Source organism: Pseudomonas sp. App30 (assembly GCF_047947025.1).
Classification (GTDB): Bacteria; Pseudomonadota; Gammaproteobacteria; order Pseudomonadales; family Pseudomonadaceae; genus Aquipseudomonas.
In genome coordinates, this window is the sequence record NZ_CP133165.1 from 57,019 (window position 1) to 71,646 (window position 14,628).

Sequence of the window (14,628 nt, forward strand, 5' to 3'; positions counted from 1 at the left end):
CCCGCAAAACAGGTACGAAACCCAGGGGGTTGTCAGTAGGTGGGGTGTATCAGGCGCGCTTGCGCTGGGCCGCTGGCTGCACGGGTGTCAGGCCTTCCACCAGCAGCCGCGTGGCGGTCTGGGTGGCGGCGGCGTAGTCGATCGCTTCCAGCTGCTCGCGGCCGCGCAGGCCTGGCACCTGCCAGCCCAGGCTGATGCACGACTGGGCGATGGCCCAGGTCGACAGCAACAGGTGCCGCGGGTCCACCGGGGCCAGCAGGCCGGCGTCGACCCAGCGGCCCAGCCGCTCGATGTGCTCGCGCACCCGCGCCGCCCAGCGTTCGGCGTAGGCGGGCGGCAGGCGCGTGGCGCCTTCCTTGAGTTCGACCATGAACACCTTGGACGCAAACGGCTGGCGCTCGAACAGCTGCACCATGGCGCTCACCGTGCGGGTCAGGGCTGCCACCGGCTGGTCGTCGTCGTGCAGTGACAGGCACGCGTCCAGGTACGGCGTGGCAATGCTTTCCAGCACCTGGGCGTAGAGGTTGTCCTTGGACTTGAAGTAGTACAGCACGTTGGGCTTGGGCAGCCCGGCCTGCTGGGCGATGCCGTTGACCGTGGCCGCATCGAAGCCTTCGCGGGCGAACACCTGGCAGGCGGCCTGCAGGATGTGCTCGCGCACCGGCAACTGCGGCGCGGCGGCAGGGGGGCTGGCGTCCAGCCGGGGGTCGAAAGGCATGATGTACATCGGCGGGTCCTTGTTGTGCTTCATTCCCGTGCTGTGCGCGGAAGGGAATTGAGAATCGCAATATACAAAACTATATAGCGTTTGCGTAGAGGCCGCTGCGTCCAGGCAGCGGCCACTGCTTCAGCCACGCTTGCTGAAGGCAACCAGGCGCCAGTACCCCCAGGCGGTCGCGGTCAGCAGCACCGCGCCGGCCAGGGTGGGCACCAGGGCGAAATCCCAGCCCGGCAAGGTCATGAAGATGATGATGGGGTTGCCGCCCGCCGGCGGGTGGGTGGTGTCGGTCAGCCCCATCAACATCACCGACAGCGCCGCTGCCACGGCCATGGGCAAAATGCCCGGGCCCAGCAGCGCCAGGCAGGCCAGCCCGGTGCACGAGCACAGCAGGTGCCCGCCGATGACGTTGCGCGGCCGCGAGAACGGCCCCTTGGGGAAGCCGAACAGCAGCACGCAGGTGGCGCCGAACGAGCCGATCAGCAAGGGCTGGCCGCTACGGCTGGCCAGGGTGGCGATCAGGGCCACGGCCAGCAGGGTGCCCAGGCCGGTCAGCAATAGCTGGCCGGCCCGCGCCCGCGCCGCCGACGCCGCGTTCAGGGTAATGCCTGACGGAGTCTGGCTCATGGGCACCTCAGCGCTTGAAGCGTGCGGCTTCTTCGGAGCCCTGGGTGGCGTTGCCGGCGCTGTAGGAGTGCGCGCCTACCCCCGCCAGCTGGCCGCCCTGCACGATGAGATATTCCTCGCGGATCGGCCGCTGCTCGAAGTAGCACTCCAGGATCTCGCGGGTGCCGGCGGCATAGCGCGCCTGCGCCGACAGGCTGGTGCCGGAGATGTGCGGGGTCATGCCGTGGTGGGGCATGCGCCGCCACGGGTGGTCGGCCGGCGCCGGTTGCGGGAACCACACGTCACCACCGTAGCCGGCCAACTGGCCGCTCTCCAGGGCCGCGGCGACGGCGTCGCGGTCGCACAGCTTGCCGCGCGCGGTGTTGATCAGATAGGCGCCGCGCTTGAAATGCTTGAGCGACTCCTGGTTGATCATGTGCTCGGTTTCCGGGTGCAGCGGGCAGTTCAGGGTCACCACGTCGCAGGCCTTGGCCAGGCTTTCCAGGGTGGCGTGGTAGGTCAGGTTCAGCTCTTTCTCCACGGCCTCTGGCAGGCGGTGGCGGTCCATGTAGTGCAAATGCATGTCGAACGGCTTGAGCAGGCGCAGCACCCGCAGGCCGATGCGCCCGGCGGCCACCGTGCCCACGTGCATGCCCTCCACGTCGTAGGAGCGCGCCACGCAGTCGGCGATGTTCCAACCGCCCTTGAGCACCCACTGGTGCGAAGGCAGGTAATTGCGCACCAGCGCCAGGGTGGTCATGACCACGTGTTCGGCGACGCTGTTGCTGTTGCAGTAGGTCACTTCCGCCACGGTGATGCTGCGGTCCATGGCCGCCTGCAGGTCGGTGTGGTCGGAGCCGATGCCGGCGGTGACGATCATCTTCAGCCTGGGCGCCTTGTCCATGCGCTCGGCGGTCATGTAGGCCGGCCAGAACGGCTGCGAAATGACGATCTCGGCGTCATGCAGTTCGCGCTCCAGCACGCTGTCGACGCCGTCCTTGCTGGAGGTGACCACCAACTGGTGGCCGTTGCTCTCCAGGTACTTGCGCAGGCCCAGCTCGCCGGAAACGCTGCCCAGCAGCGTGCCCGGGGTGAAGTCGATGGCCTTGGGGGTGGGCAGGGTCTGGCCGTCGGGGTAGCGGTCCAAGTGCGGCAGCCCATCGCGGGCGTAGGTGTGAGGTTGGCCGGTGACAGGGTCGTCGTAGAGTACGCAAACAATCTTCGCCATTGGAGCCTCCTGAAGGATTGGAAGACAGGCTGTGCTGTCTGGCGCCGATCCTCCGGCATGGGCGCCGCCAGGGCCAATCGCTTGTTCCGATCTGTAGATCAGGGCCGCCTATCAACACTGCAGCAGGGCGTCCACCCGGCGCTGCAGGCCAAGCCCGGTGAACAGCGCCACGGCGCTGGCCAGCACCAGCGGCTGCGGGTCGCGGTGCAGCAGCACCAGGCCGATCTCGCGCTGCAGCTCGGGCAGGATGGGGATGGCGCTGATCTCGTCGCGCATCTCGGTCAGCGCCAGGGCGCTGTGCGGCACCACGCTGTACAGGCCCGAGCAGCGCACGTGGCCGTACAGCACCATCATCGAGTCGGTCTCCACCCGCGGCGTCACCTGCACCCCGGCGTCGGCGAATGCCTGGTCGATGCCCTGGCGGCACTGCATGTTGCGGGTCAGCAGGCACAGGGGCAGGGCGGCCACCTCGTCCCAGCCGATGCCCTGGCTGCCGCGCAGGCCGGTGTCGTCGCGGGCGATCAGCACGTAGCGTTCCTTGAACAGCGGGTGGGTCTCGAACGCTTGCAGGCGCGGGTCCGACAGGTAGGTGAGGCCGATGTCCAGCTCGAAGTTGCTGATGCCCTGGACGATTTCCGAGGTGGCCAGGGTGTGGACCTGATGGTTGATGCGTGGGTACCTGCCCAGGCACGGGTCGGTCATCAGCGGCACCATGGACAGCGCCGTGGGTATCGCCCCCAGGCGCAGCACGCCGGCCGGGTCCTGCTCGCGGTTGCGCGCTTCCTGGCGCAGGGCGCCGCAGTCGGCGAGGATGCGCCGCGCCCACACCAGCACCTTCTCGCCATCGGCGGTGAAGCCTTCGAAACGCCGGCTGCGCTGCACCACGGCGACGCCCAGGTCCTGCTCCAAAGTGCGGATGGCTTCCGACAGGGCCGGCTGCGAAACGTTGCATTGCTGGGCGGCGCGGCCGAAGTGGCGCTCCTGGGCGAGGGTGACGAGGTAGGTGAGTTGGCGCAGCAGCATGAGGGTGCCCTTGTTGTTATGGTTGTTCGCTATATATAAAACTATATAACGATTGCGGCCGGCACCCCTACACCCGGTCGCGATCGTTGAAGGGCCGGGGGCGTTCACGATTCGTGGCTTATGCGGCCACGGCGGCGCTATTGATTGGATTGCCGTTGCTAATATGCTTTGGCAGCCCTCCCAATAAAAAGGATCACTCTTCATGTTCGCCGGCTTCCGCAAGGCCCACGCCCACGTCAACGGCGTCGACATCGCCTACCGCATCGGCGGCAGCGGCCCCGGGCTGCTGCTGTTGCACGGCCACCCGCAAACCCACGTGATCTGGCACAAGGTGGCCGAGCAACTGGCCCAACACTTCACCGTGGTGGCCGCCGACCTGCGCGGCTACGGCGACAGCGGCCGGCCGCCGGCCAGCGCCGACCACGCCGCCTACAGCAAGCGTGTCATGGCCCAGGACAACGTGGCGCTGATGGCCGCCCTGGGCTTCGAGCAGTTCGCGGTGCTGGCCCACGACCGTGGCGCGCGGGTGGCGCACCGCCTGGCGCTGGACCATCCCGGCGTGGTGCGGCGCATGGTGCTGCTGGACATTGCGCCGACCCTGGCGATGTACGCGCAGACCAACGAAGCCTTCGCCCGCGCCTACTGGCACTGGTTCTTCCTGATCCGCCCGGCGCCGTTGCCGGAAACCCTGATCGAAGCGAACCCCGATGGCTACCTGCGCAGCGTCATGGGCAGCCGCAGCGCCGGCCTGGCACCGTTCACCGACGAGGCCTTCGGCGAATACCTGCGTTGCCTGCAACGGCCCGGCAGCGCCCGCGGCATCTGCGAGGATTACCGCGCCAGCGCCGCCATCGACCTTGAGCACGACCGCGCCGACCTCGCCCGAGGCCATGGCCTGGAGCTGCCGCTGCTGGTCCTGTGGGGCGCCGAAGGCGTGGTGGGCCGCTGCTTCCAGCCGCTGGAGGAGTGGCGCAAGGTGGCCAGCGACGTGCGCGGCAAGGCGCTGGCTGCCGGGCACTACATTGCCGAGGAGGCGCCGCAGTTGCTGCTGGATGAAGCCCTGGCTTTCCTGTCATGAGGCCATAACCGAATCGCCGTTGCCTGCCCAGGGCGAATGGGACTATGCTTTTCGCACATCTTGTCCCATCTTTACCATGTGCGGCCCGAATGAAAATTGATGATATCGATGCTTTTGTCGCAGTGATCCGTTGCCAATCGATCAGCCATGCCGCCGAGTCCTTGCAGTTGACCCAGCCGGCGATCACCCGGCGCGTGCAGAACTTCGAGCAGGCGCTGGGGGTCGAGCTGTTCGACCGCAACACCAAGCCGCTCAAGCCGACGCTAATCGGCCACCAGGTGTACGCCCAGTGCCGCACCATCCTGCGCGAGATGGACGCCCTGCGCGAACTGGTCGCCAGCGACGCACCGCCCACCGGCGTGCTGCGCCTGGGCGTGCCGCAGACCATCGGCGACGTGGTGCTGCTCGATGCCCTCAAGCACCTGCGCCACCAGTACCCGGCGCTGCGCGCCCAGGTGGCCACCGGCTGGGGCAGCCACCTGGTGGGCAAGATCGAGAAGGGCGAGCTGGACGCCGCCGCCGCGCTGTTCCCGGCGGGCAAGATTTTCCCGGACAACATCATCGGCGAGTCCATCGGCAAGATGGAGTTGGTGGTGGTCTGCGCCAAGGACCGCGTGCCCAAGCGCCCGTGCAAGCTGGCCGATGTCTACGACGGCGGCTGGGTGCTCAATCCCGACGGCTGCGGTTTCCGCGCCGGCCTGCAGCGCACGCTGTCGGACCAGGGCCTGGGCCTGAAGATCAACCTGGAAACCTTCGGCACCGAGCTGCAGCTGGGCCTGGTGGCCGAGGGCATGGGCCTGGGCCTGGTGCCCCGCGACCTGCTGGAGCGCAGCGCCCACCGCGACCTGCTGGCGGTGGTGCCGCTCAAGGACTTCAAGCCGGTGATGGACCTATGGCTGATTTTCCCGCGGTTCCTCGGCAACCTGCAGGGGCCGGTTGAGGCGTTCGGCGAGCTGGTGGCCCGGTCGCTGAAGAAAAGCCGTGATGCCGCCTGACAACATAAAAAAATATAATAATTAGCTTAGAATAAAATGTGATTTTTAAATGCTCCCCGAGGCGCTTAGGCTGCGTGCACGACAGTCCTCGGCCCCACAGGGAGCAGTGCCCATGAGCAGCGTCACATCCTTACCGCTTCAACCTACCGCCACCCACGTCCGCGACCGCGTCAGCCCCGAGGAGTGGGAGGTGCGCGTCAAGCTGGCCGCCGCCTACCGCCTGGCGGCCCTGCACCGCTGGACCGACCACATCTACACGCACTTCTCGGCCCGCGTGCCCGGCCCCGACGAGCATTTCCTGATCAACGCCTTCGGCCTGCTGTTCGACGAGATAAACGCCTCCAACCTGGTCAAGGTCGACCTCGACGGCACTATTGTCGACGACCCCACCGGCCTGGGCATCAATTACGCCGGCTACGTGATTCATAGCGCCATCCACGGCGCCCGCCCGGACCTCAAGGCCGTGCTGCACACCCATACCCGCGACGGCATTGCCGTGTCGGCGCAGAAGGACGGCCTGCTGCCCATCTCCCAGCACGCCATCGCCTTCTCTGGCCGCGTGGCCTACCACGGCTACGAGGGCATCGCCCTGGACCTGGACGAGCGCGAGCGCCTGGTGGCCGACCTGGGCGACAAAAGCGTGATGATTCTGCGCAACCACGGCCTGCTCACCGGCGGCATCAGCGTCGAGCACTCCTTCCAGCAGCTGCACGGGCTGGAGCGCGCCTGCGCCATCCAGGTGGCGGCCCAGGCGGCTGGCAACGGGGAGCTGGTGTTCCCGCCACGGGAAGTGGTAGCGAAGGTGGAAGAACAGGCCAAGGGCCATTCCGCCGGCGACGGCCCCGGCGTGGCGCGCCACTGGAACGCGTTGATCCGCCAGCTGGAACGCACCGACGTCGACTATAAAAACTGAGGGGCAGGTGGCGGCGCGCTGGGCCCGGACGCAGCCTTCGGCAGCTGCTACGTGAATGCGTATACCTTGCCGATCGCGTCGTCTGCATCGCGGCCAAGGCCTGCTCCTACCCCGCACGCAACGCGGTTCCTGTAGCAGCGGCCGCAGGCCGCGTCCTGGGCGCCGCGCTGTTCCCGGCACACCGCGGTGAACCCGGACGCCGCCTGCGGCAGCTGCTACGCGAATGCGTATACCCCGCCGATCGCGTTGCCTGCATCGCGGCCAAGGCCGGCTCCTACCCCGCACGCAACGCGGTTCCTGTAGCAGCGGCCGCAGGCCCCGACCTGGGCGCCGCGCTGTTCCCGGTACACCGCGGTGAACCCGGACGCCGCCTGCGGCAGCTGCTACGCGAATGCGTATACCCCGCCGATCGTGTCGCCTGCATCGCGGCCAAGGCCGGCTCCTACCCCCCACGCAACGCGGTTCCTGTAGCAGCGGCCGCAGGCCGCGTCCTGGGCGCCGCGCTGTTTCCGGCACACCGCGGTGAACCCTAAAACCTCCCTGTAGCAGCGGCCGCCGGGCCGCGTCCAGCGCTACCGCGGTGTGGCCTTGGACGCGGCCTCGCGGCCGCTGCTACGTGGGCGGGTACACACCAAAAATATAATTCATTTATGTAATGTAATAAGCGAAAAACAATAAAATAAAATCATAGATACATATGCTCAAATAGAATTATACGCCTCACCGTTATTCCCCTATCTTAAATCCCAGACCACCTACCCCCACCCCCGGATGGTATCCATCAGATCAGGCCTGCAGCCTATCGGTGCCCCGGACGGGCACCCCGCGTGCAGGTGTTGGACGGGAGTCGCAACACCCATGGAATTCGTCAGCCAACGCAGTGGACGCAATCCTTTCACCCCCACGGTTACCTTCAGCCCCCTGGCCCTGGCCGTGGCCGGCGTGCTGTTCGCCGGCGCCGCCCAGGCCGACGACAGCGCCCTGGACACCGTGGTGGTCACCGGCAACCGCGGCGCCGAGCAGCGCACCGTCACCAGCAGCCCGGTGCCCATCGACGTGGTCAGCGCCAAGCAGCTGCAAGCCACCGGCAAACCCGGCCTCATGGAAGCCCTCAGCGCCGTCATCCCGTCGTTGAGCCTGCCGGAGAAGACCGGCTGGGACGCCAGCGGCATGGCCCGCGCGCCGAACCTGCGCGGCATGAACGCCGCCGAGGTGCTGGTGCTGGTCAACGGCAAGCGCCGCCACACCGCCGCCACCCTGAACATCAACGGCATCAACACCGGCGCCGCCCCGGTGGACCTGGACATGATCCCCATCGGCGCCATCGACCATGTCGAAGTGCTGCGCGACGGCGCCGCCGCCCAGTACGGCTCGGACGCCATCGCCGGGGTGATCAACGTGATCCTCAAGGCCGACGCCAGCGGCACCTCGGTGACCAATGTCGGCCAGGGCTACGACGGCAAGAAACAGACCGTGCAGCAGAGCCTGGACAAGGGCTTCGAGATCGGCAACGGCGGCATCGTCCACCTGAGCCTGGACGCGCGCAACCAGAACGACGACAACAAGGCCAGCGCCAACGGCTACACCTATGCCCAGGCCTACAACAAGGCCGGCACCTCCACCTACGGCGGCTACGGCACGCCGAAGATCGACCTGTACAACCTGGCCTACAACGCCGAACTGCCGCTCAACGATGACCTGAGCCTGTACTCGTTCAGCACCGTGTCGCACCGCGAGGCCGAGCAGGGCCAGAACTTCCGCCTGCCGACCATCACCAACACCATCACCACCGGCCCCAACGGCTACCCCGGCGGCTACACGCCGACCTGGACCATCACCGAGGACGACTACCAGGCCGCCTTCGGCGCCAAGGGGCTCGTCGGTGCCTGGGACTGGGACCTGTCCACCACCTATGGCCGCAACGAAGCCACCCAGGGCAGCTTCCACAACCAGAACCCGTCCCTGGGCGAGGCCACGCCCAACAGCTTCACCAACGGCACCTGGGTGTCGGACGAGTTGACCACCAACCTCGACTTCAAGCGCAACTACGACGTGGGCCTGAGCAAGCCCATGGACGTGTCCTGGGGCCTGGAGCACCGCCGCGACAGCTATGAAGTGAAGAAGGGCGACTACGCCTCGTACGCCGACGGCGGCTACTGCGTGTCGGCCGGCAACTGCGCGTCCTCCGGCGCCCAGGTCACCAACGGCATCTCGCCGGCGGAAGAGGCCAGCGCCAGCCGCAACGACGTCGCCAGCTACCTGGACCTGGGCATCAACCCGCTGCCGCAGTGGTACCTGGGCACCGCCGTGCGCTACGAGCATTACAACGAAGGCGTGGGCGCCACCCGCAGTGGCAAGCTGACCACCCGTTACGAATTCACCCCCAAGTTCGCCGTGCGCGGCACCGTCAGCAACGGCTTCCGCGCGCCGTCCCTGGCCGACAGCCTGTTCAGCGCCCGTTCCACCACCTACGGCGTGGTCGATGGCGTCTACCAGTCCATCAACTACGGCGTGCTGCCGGTGGATTCGGCAGCGGCCAAGGCCCTGGGCGCCAAGTCCCTGAAGCCCGAGCGCTCGACCAACTTCAGCCTGGGCCTGACCTACACGCCCACCGACGACCTGACGCTGACCGCCGACGCCTACGTGGTGAACATCCGCGACCGCATCACCCTGACCGGCACGCTGCTGGGCGACGAGGTCACCCAGGTGTTGCAGAGCAACGGCATCACCTCCACCTCCGGCGGCCAGTACTTCCTCAACGGCGCCGACACCCGCACCAAGGGCCTCGACCTGGTGGGCAACTACAAGCAGGACCTGGGCGCCTGGGGCGCGCTGAAATACACCGCGGCGTTCAACTGGAACGAAACCCAGATCCTCAGCTACACCGCGGCCACCGACATCGGCGGCACCCAGTACCAACTGATGGACCGCGAGGCGCGCAACCTGCTCACCGGCGTGCAACCCAAGACCAAGCTGATCCTGGGCGGCGCCTGGAGCATCGGCAGGTTCGACGTGAACCTGGGCTTCACCCGCTACGGCTCGTGGAAAGAGGTGAACGACGCCGACGACCGTTCCCTGGACCGGGTGTGGAAAGCCCAGTGGATCACCGACCTGGACGTGGGCTACCACCTGACCAAGGACCTGAGCCTGGCCGTGGGCGCCAAGAACCTGTTTGACGTCTACCCCAAGAAACAGGGCGTGCCGTCTTCCACCATGGTCAGCAGCTACGGCACCTATTCGCCGTACGGCTTCACCGGTGGCTACTACTACACCCGCCTGACGTACACCTTCTGAGGAGCCTGCCATGCCTATCGTTTCCGACGCCGCGCACTACCGCGCCCCAGCCCGGCCCGCCGTGGCCACGCCCAGGGTCGACACCACGCTGCACATCGTCCCGGCGCGCCACCCGTGGCGCTGGGTCGGTTCGGCCTTCGCCGCCCTGGTGCTGGTGGGCATCGTCCATTCCCTGGCCACCAACCCGCGCTGGGAGTGGGGCGTGTTCGCCGAGTATTTCCTCGCCCCGGCGGTGCTCAAGGGCTTGGGCAAGACCCTGGCGCTGACGGTGCTGGCGGCGCTGCTCAGCACCGTGCTGGGCACCGGCCTGGCGCTGGCGCGGCTGTCGCGTTCGCCGCTGCTGGCGGCCCTGGCCTGGGCGTACATCTGGGTGTTCCGCTCACTGCCTGCGTTGCTGGTGCTGATCATCCTCTACAACTTCGCCTACCTGTACGAATACCTGTGGCTGGGCGTGCCGTTTACCGAGCTGGGCATCAAGTGGTCGACGGTGGACGTGCTCAGCCAGTTCACCGTGGCGGTGCTGGGCCTGGGCATGATGCAGGCGGCCTACACCGCCGAGATCATCCGCGGCGGCATCCTGGGCGTGGACCACGGCCAGCATGAAGCGGCCGCCGCCCTGGGGCTGCCGGCCAGCCGGCGGATCTTCCGCATCATTCTGCCCCAGGCGCTGCGCTCCATCGTGCCCACGGCGTTCAACGAGGTAATCGGGCTGGTCAAGGGCACCTCCATCGTCTACGTGCTGGCCTTGCCGGAACTCTTTTACACCGTGCAGGTGATCTACAACCGCACCCAGGCGGTGATCCCGCTGCTGATCGTGGCCACGGTGTGGTACCTGCTGATCACCAGCGCACTCACCAGTTTGCAGTTCTACGTGGAGCGCTATTTTGCCCGCGGCGCGCTGCGCAACCTGCCGCCCACGCCGCTGCAACGCCTGCGGGGCTGGCTGAAGGAGCACACCCATGGCTGAGGGGCGCATCGAGATTCAGGGCGTGAGCAAACGCTTCGGCAGCCAGTGGGTGCTGAATGATATAGACCTGACGGTCGAACCTGGCCAGGTCACGGTGATCCTCGGGCCGTCGGGCTCGGGCAAGTCGACGCTGCTACGCACCATCAACCACCTGGAGAAGATCGACGCCGGGCACATCACCATCGACGGTGAGTACGTGGGCTACCGGCGCAAGGGCAACCAGCTGCACGAGCTCAAGGAGCGCGAGGTGCTCAAGCGCCGCCTGGACGTGGGCTTCGTGTTCCAGAACTTCAACCTGTTCGGCCACCTGACGGTGCTCGAGAACCTTACCGAAGCGCCCCTGGCGCACAAGCTGTGGCGCCGCGCCGACGCCCGCGAACAGGCGCTGGCGCTGCTGGCCAAAGTCGGCCTGCAGGACAAGGCCGACGCCTACCCGCGGCAGCTGTCCGGCGGCCAGCAACAGCGCGTGGCCATCGCCCGCGCCCTGGCGCTGCGGCCCAAGGTGCTGCTGTTCGACGAGCCGACCTCGGCCCTGGACCCGGAGCTGGTGGGCGAGGTGCTGGACGTGATCCGCCAGCTGGCCGCCACCGGCACCACCCTGGTGGTGGTGACCCACGAGATCGGCTTCGCCCGCGAGGTGGCCGACCACGTGGTGTTCCTGGTGGACGGCAAGCTGGTGGAGCAGGGCCCACCCGAAGTGATTTTCCAACACCCGCGTCACCCGCGCACCGCTGCCTTCCTGGGCAAGGTGCTGACTGCCCCCCTGTTAAAGGAATGACTGTCATGAAACATGCCTTCGCGTTGTTGGCCCTTGCCGCCGCCTTGCCGGCGCTGGCTGCAGAAACCCCGGCGCCGTTTGACCTCAGCCCGCAGCAGGCGCACATCGATGCGCCGCGCAACCCGGCCGCCATTGCGCAGATCCCGGCGGGCTATAAATTCGTCGAGCCGGGCACCTTCACCGTCGCCATCGCCGGCGCCTCCGGCCCACCCCTGGCGCTGCTGGCCAGCGACGACAAGACCACCATCGGCAGCGAGGCAGACACCGCGCGGCTGATCGCCGACAGCCTGGGCCTGCAATTGAAAGTGGTGCAGACCAGCTGGGAGGACTGGCCGCTAGGCGTAAGCTCCGGCAAGTACGACGCGGTGCTGAGCAACGTCACCGTGACCGAGTCGCGCAAGAAACGCTTTGACTTCGCCACCTACCGCCAGGACGTGCTGGGTTTCTACGTGAAAGCCAGCAACGCCATCACCTCCATCAAGGAAGCCAAGGACATCGCCGGCCTGAAAGTCATCGTCGGCTCGGGCACCAACCAGGAGAAGGTGCTGCTGGCCTGGAACGAGGCCAATGAAAAGGCCGGGCTGGCGCCGGCGACCCTGGTGTACTTCGACGACCAGGCCGCCGCCACCCTGGCCGTGCAATCGGGCCGGGTGGACGCGTTCTTCGCGCCCAACTCGCTGCTGGCCTACATCGCCGCCACCCGCGGCGGCATCAAGCAGGTGGGCCTGGTGAACGGCGGCTGGCCGCTGAAGGCCGATATCGCCGTGACCACGCGCAAGGGCAATGGCCTGGTCACGCCGATCCAGACCGCGCTGGAAGGCGCCATCGCCGGCGGCCAGTACGCCAGCGTGCTGCAGCGCTGGGGCCTGGCCGACGAGCGTATCGACCATTCGCTGATCAACCCACCGGGCCTGCCGGACTGAGAGGAGCGCGACCATGACCCTGACACGACGTGAAGCGCTGGCCAGCATCAACGCGGTAGGCGGCGAAACAGCCGCCAAGGCCGCCCTGGCAGCACTGGGCCTGGGCCCTTCGACCCACCTGCAACACCAGCCGCTGGACTACAACGGCCAGGCCGGCAAGGGCGCCAAGGTGCTGATACTGGGCGCCGGCATCGCCGGCCTGGTGGCGGCGTTCGAACTCAAGCGCGCCGGTTTCCAGGTGCGCATCCTGGAAGCGCGCCAGCGCGTAGGCGGGCGCAGCTGGACCCTGCGCCACGGCGACGAAGTCGAGTACCTGGACGGCCGCCGGCAGACCGCGCAGTTCGCCCCGGGCCTGTACTTCAACGCAGGCCCGGCGCGGCTCCCCAGCCAGCACAAGACCATCCTCGACTATTGCAGCCAGCTGGGCGTGCCCCTGGAAGTGCTGGTCAACACCAGCCACAGCGCCCAGCTGCGGCCGGACCTGGAACAACCGGCGTTCAGCGTGCGCCAGGCCTTGAACGACACCCGTGGCCACCTGGCCGGCCTGCTGGCCACCGCCATCAACCGCGACGCCCTGGACGATCAGTTGTCGGCCGAGGAGCGCAGCCGCCTGCTGACCTTCCTGCAAGGCTACGGCGACCTGTCCCAGGAACTGGTGTACGAAGGCAGCCTGCGTGCCGGCCACGGCATTGCCGCGCCGGCGCCCGGCGCGCTGCCGGGTTTCGGCGCGCCCGTGGCGCTGGAGCGGCTGCTGCACCCGGAGCTGTGGGGCGCACTGCTGCACACTGAGTACCCGGAGTTCTCCGCGACCATGCTGCAACCGGTGGGCGGCATGGACCGCATCGCCGCGGCGTTCGAACAGCGGCTGCAGGATGAGCTGCAGTTCGGCGCGGTGGTGCGCCAGTTGCGGCAAAGCGGGGAAGGGGTGAGCGTCACCTACGATGACGCGGCGAGTGGCGAGAGCCGCCTGGAACGCGGCGACTACCTGATCTCGACGTTGCCGCTGCCGCTGCTGGCGCGCCTGGACACCGACTTCAGCGAGCCTTTCAAAGCGGCCCTGCACAGCACCCGCAACGACCAGGCCACCAAGGTGGCGTGGCAGGCGCCGCGCTTCTGGGAGCAGCGAGACCGCATCTACGGCGGCCTGTCTTGGCTGGAGCACCCGGCGCGCCTGCTGTGGTACCCCAGCAACGACCTCAACAGCCCGCAAGGCCTGCTGGTGGCCGGCTACGTGACCGGCGAGGGCGCCGCCGAGTTCGGCCACAAGGCCCTGGCCGAGCAATACGCGGCGTCCGCCGAAGCCGTGGAGCTGTTGCACCCTGGCCAGTCCCGGCACCTGCGCCATCCGCTGGCGGTGTCCTGGGAGCAGGTGGCCTACAGCGAAGGGCCGTGGCTGCAACGCGAGCATTTCCCGGCAGCCGCCCACGCCTTGTTGGAAGTGCCCCAGGGCCGCGTGTACCTGGCCAGCGACGGCCTGGGGCAGAGCGGCATCGGCATCTGGCAGGAGTCGGCGGCCAACGCCGCGCGGCGGGTGGTCGGGCAACTGGCCGAACAGGTGATTCGCCACCGCCAGACGGCGTTGGCTTCGTAAGCGTTTTTTCAACTTCCCACAGAGAGCACAGACATGACCCAAACCATCGTTCGCACCGGCTCGGCCACGGCCCCCATCGCCCAGACCGTCAGCGTGCCGGCCAATGCCCAGCTGGTGTTCCTCAGCGGCGCCTTGCCCGATGTAGCCGACCTGCAGGCCCCCCAGGGCACTTCGGCGGCCTATGGCGACACCCGCACCCAGACCGAATCGGTGCTGCGCAAGCTCAAGGCGGTGCTGGAAGAGCAGGGCCTGGGCCTGGGCGATATCGTCCAGTTGCGAGTGTTCCTGGTGGGGGGGCCCGAGCTGGACGGGCGCCTTGATTTTGCTGGGCTGCAGGCCGGCTACACGCCGTTCTTCGGCACCGCCGAGCAGCCCAACAAGCCGGCGCGCACCGCCATCCAGGTAGCCGGCCTGCCGCTGCCCGGCGCGCTGGTGGAAATCGACGGCATCGCCGTGCGTCAGGGGTGATCGCGTCGCCTGCGGACGCGGCCTTTGGCCGCTGCTACACGAACCC

Annotated in this window: 13 protein-coding genes; 9 read left to right on the forward strand and 4 right to left on the reverse strand. The window is 67.6% G+C overall.

Annotated elements, in window-relative coordinates:
• Nucleotides 1–49: 49 nt before the first annotated feature.
• The 4 genes from RAM80_RS00225 to RAM80_RS00240 form a co-directional block, all read right to left on the reverse strand.
• The gene (locus RAM80_RS00225) at nucleotides 50–727 is read right to left on the reverse strand and encodes a TetR/AcrR family transcriptional regulator (RefSeq protein ID WP_416424221.1); all 678 of its coding nucleotides are present in this window, start codon (nucleotides 725–727) and stop codon (nucleotides 50–52) included.
• Nucleotides 728–847: 120 nt separating this feature from the next.
• Complete coding sequence (locus RAM80_RS00230; RefSeq protein WP_416424222.1) at nucleotides 848–1,345, reverse strand: HPP family protein; 498 nt, start codon at nucleotides 1,343–1,345, stop codon at nucleotides 848–850.
• Nucleotides 1,346–1,352: 7 nt separating this feature from the next.
• Nucleotides 1,353–2,552 carry an NAD-dependent formate dehydrogenase gene (locus RAM80_RS00235; RefSeq protein ID WP_416424223.1) on the reverse strand — a complete coding sequence of 400 codons (1,200 nt, stop codon included), beginning with the start codon at nucleotides 2,550–2,552 and terminating at the stop codon, nucleotides 1,353–1,355.
• Between the two features lie 111 nt (nucleotides 2,553–2,663).
• Nucleotides 2,664–3,575 carry a LysR family transcriptional regulator gene (locus RAM80_RS00240; RefSeq protein ID WP_416424224.1) on the reverse strand — a complete coding sequence of 304 codons (912 nt, stop codon included), beginning with the start codon at nucleotides 3,573–3,575 and terminating at the stop codon, nucleotides 2,664–2,666.
• A gap of 202 nt (nucleotides 3,576–3,777) precedes the next feature.
• Between RAM80_RS00240 and RAM80_RS00245 the strand changes: the two genes are divergently transcribed.
• The 9 genes from RAM80_RS00245 (at nucleotide 3,778) to RAM80_RS00285 (ending at nucleotide 14,582) form a co-directional block, all read left to right on the forward strand.
• Complete coding sequence (locus RAM80_RS00245) at nucleotides 3,778–4,653, forward strand: alpha/beta fold hydrolase (protein WP_416424225.1); 876 nt, start codon at nucleotides 3,778–3,780, stop codon at nucleotides 4,651–4,653.
• An 89-nt stretch (nucleotides 4,654–4,742) separates the two neighbouring features.
• Complete coding sequence (locus RAM80_RS00250) at nucleotides 4,743–5,648, forward strand: LysR family transcriptional regulator (RefSeq protein ID WP_416424226.1); 906 nt, start codon at nucleotides 4,743–4,745, stop codon at nucleotides 5,646–5,648.
• Between the two features lie 112 nt (nucleotides 5,649–5,760).
• The gene (locus tag RAM80_RS00255; RefSeq protein WP_416424227.1) at nucleotides 5,761–6,561 is read left to right on the forward strand and encodes a class II aldolase/adducin family protein; all 801 of its coding nucleotides are present in this window, start codon (nucleotides 5,761–5,763) and stop codon (nucleotides 6,559–6,561) included.
• 858 nt (nucleotides 6,562–7,419) lie between these two features.
• On the forward strand, nucleotides 7,420–9,855 hold the full coding sequence (locus RAM80_RS00260; RefSeq protein ID WP_416424228.1) for a TonB-dependent receptor plug domain-containing protein: 2,436 nt from the start codon (nucleotides 7,420–7,422) through the stop codon (nucleotides 9,853–9,855).
• 10 nt (nucleotides 9,856–9,865) lie between these two features.
• A complete protein-coding gene (locus RAM80_RS00265; RefSeq protein WP_416424229.1) occupies nucleotides 9,866–10,822 on the forward strand; it encodes an amino acid ABC transporter permease in 957 nt (318 codons plus the stop codon).
• Nucleotides 10,815–11,600 carry an amino acid ABC transporter ATP-binding protein gene (locus tag RAM80_RS00270; RefSeq protein WP_416424230.1) on the forward strand — a complete coding sequence of 262 codons (786 nt, stop codon included), beginning with the start codon at nucleotides 10,815–10,817 and terminating at the stop codon, nucleotides 11,598–11,600. Before RAM80_RS00265 ends, RAM80_RS00270 begins: the two co-directional genes overlap by 8 nt.
• Nucleotides 11,597–12,523 (forward strand): ABC transporter substrate-binding protein, encoded by a 927-nt coding sequence (locus RAM80_RS00275; protein WP_416424231.1) that lies wholly within the window; start codon nucleotides 11,597–11,599, stop codon nucleotides 12,521–12,523. The genes RAM80_RS00270 and RAM80_RS00275 overlap by 4 nt, the downstream gene beginning before the upstream one ends.
• A gap of 13 nt (nucleotides 12,524–12,536) precedes the next feature.
• Complete coding sequence (locus tag RAM80_RS00280) at nucleotides 12,537–14,114, forward strand: flavin monoamine oxidase family protein (protein WP_416424232.1); 1,578 nt, start codon at nucleotides 12,537–12,539, stop codon at nucleotides 14,112–14,114.
• Between the two features lie 33 nt (nucleotides 14,115–14,147).
• Nucleotides 14,148–14,582, forward strand: coding sequence for a RidA family protein (locus tag RAM80_RS00285; RefSeq protein ID WP_416424233.1), 435 nt, complete (start codon nucleotides 14,148–14,150; stop codon nucleotides 14,580–14,582).
• The last annotated feature ends 46 nt before the right edge of the window (nucleotides 14,583–14,628 follow it).

What these genes read in the sequence shown, in the direction of transcription:
- RAM80_RS00235 (WP_416424223.1), bottom strand. Translation starts at nt 2,552, where the DNA reads ATGGCGAAGATTGTTTGCGTACTCTACGACGACCCTGTCACCGGCCAA.
- RAM80_RS00265 (WP_416424229.1), top strand. Translation starts at nt 9,866, where the DNA reads ATGCCTATCGTTTCCGACGCCGCGCACTACCGCGCCCCAGCCCGGCCC.
- RAM80_RS00230 (WP_416424222.1), bottom strand. Translation starts at nt 1,345, where the DNA reads ATGAGCCAGACTCCGTCAGGCATTACCCTGAACGCGGCGTCGGCGGCG.
- RAM80_RS00275 (WP_416424231.1), top strand. Translation starts at nt 11,597, where the DNA reads ATGACTGTCATGAAACATGCCTTCGCGTTGTTGGCCCTTGCCGCCGCC.
- RAM80_RS00270 (WP_416424230.1), top strand. Translation starts at nt 10,815, where the DNA reads ATGGCTGAGGGGCGCATCGAGATTCAGGGCGTGAGCAAACGCTTCGGC.
- RAM80_RS00250 (WP_416424226.1), top strand. Translation starts at nt 4,743, where the DNA reads ATGAAAATTGATGATATCGATGCTTTTGTCGCAGTGATCCGTTGCCAA.
- RAM80_RS00285 (WP_416424233.1), top strand. Translation starts at nt 14,148, where the DNA reads ATGACCCAAACCATCGTTCGCACCGGCTCGGCCACGGCCCCCATCGCC.
- RAM80_RS00280 (WP_416424232.1), top strand. Translation starts at nt 12,537, where the DNA reads ATGACCCTGACACGACGTGAAGCGCTGGCCAGCATCAACGCGGTAGGC.
- RAM80_RS00260 (WP_416424228.1), top strand. Translation starts at nt 7,420, where the DNA reads ATGGAATTCGTCAGCCAACGCAGTGGACGCAATCCTTTCACCCCCACG.
- RAM80_RS00255 (WP_416424227.1), top strand. Translation starts at nt 5,761, where the DNA reads ATGAGCAGCGTCACATCCTTACCGCTTCAACCTACCGCCACCCACGTC.
- RAM80_RS00245 (WP_416424225.1), top strand. Translation starts at nt 3,778, where the DNA reads ATGTTCGCCGGCTTCCGCAAGGCCCACGCCCACGTCAACGGCGTCGAC.
- RAM80_RS00225 (WP_416424221.1), bottom strand. Translation starts at nt 727, where the DNA reads ATGTACATCATGCCTTTCGACCCCCGGCTGGACGCCAGCCCCCCTGCC.
- RAM80_RS00240 (WP_416424224.1), bottom strand. Translation starts at nt 3,575, where the DNA reads ATGCTGCTGCGCCAACTCACCTACCTCGTCACCCTCGCCCAGGAGCGC.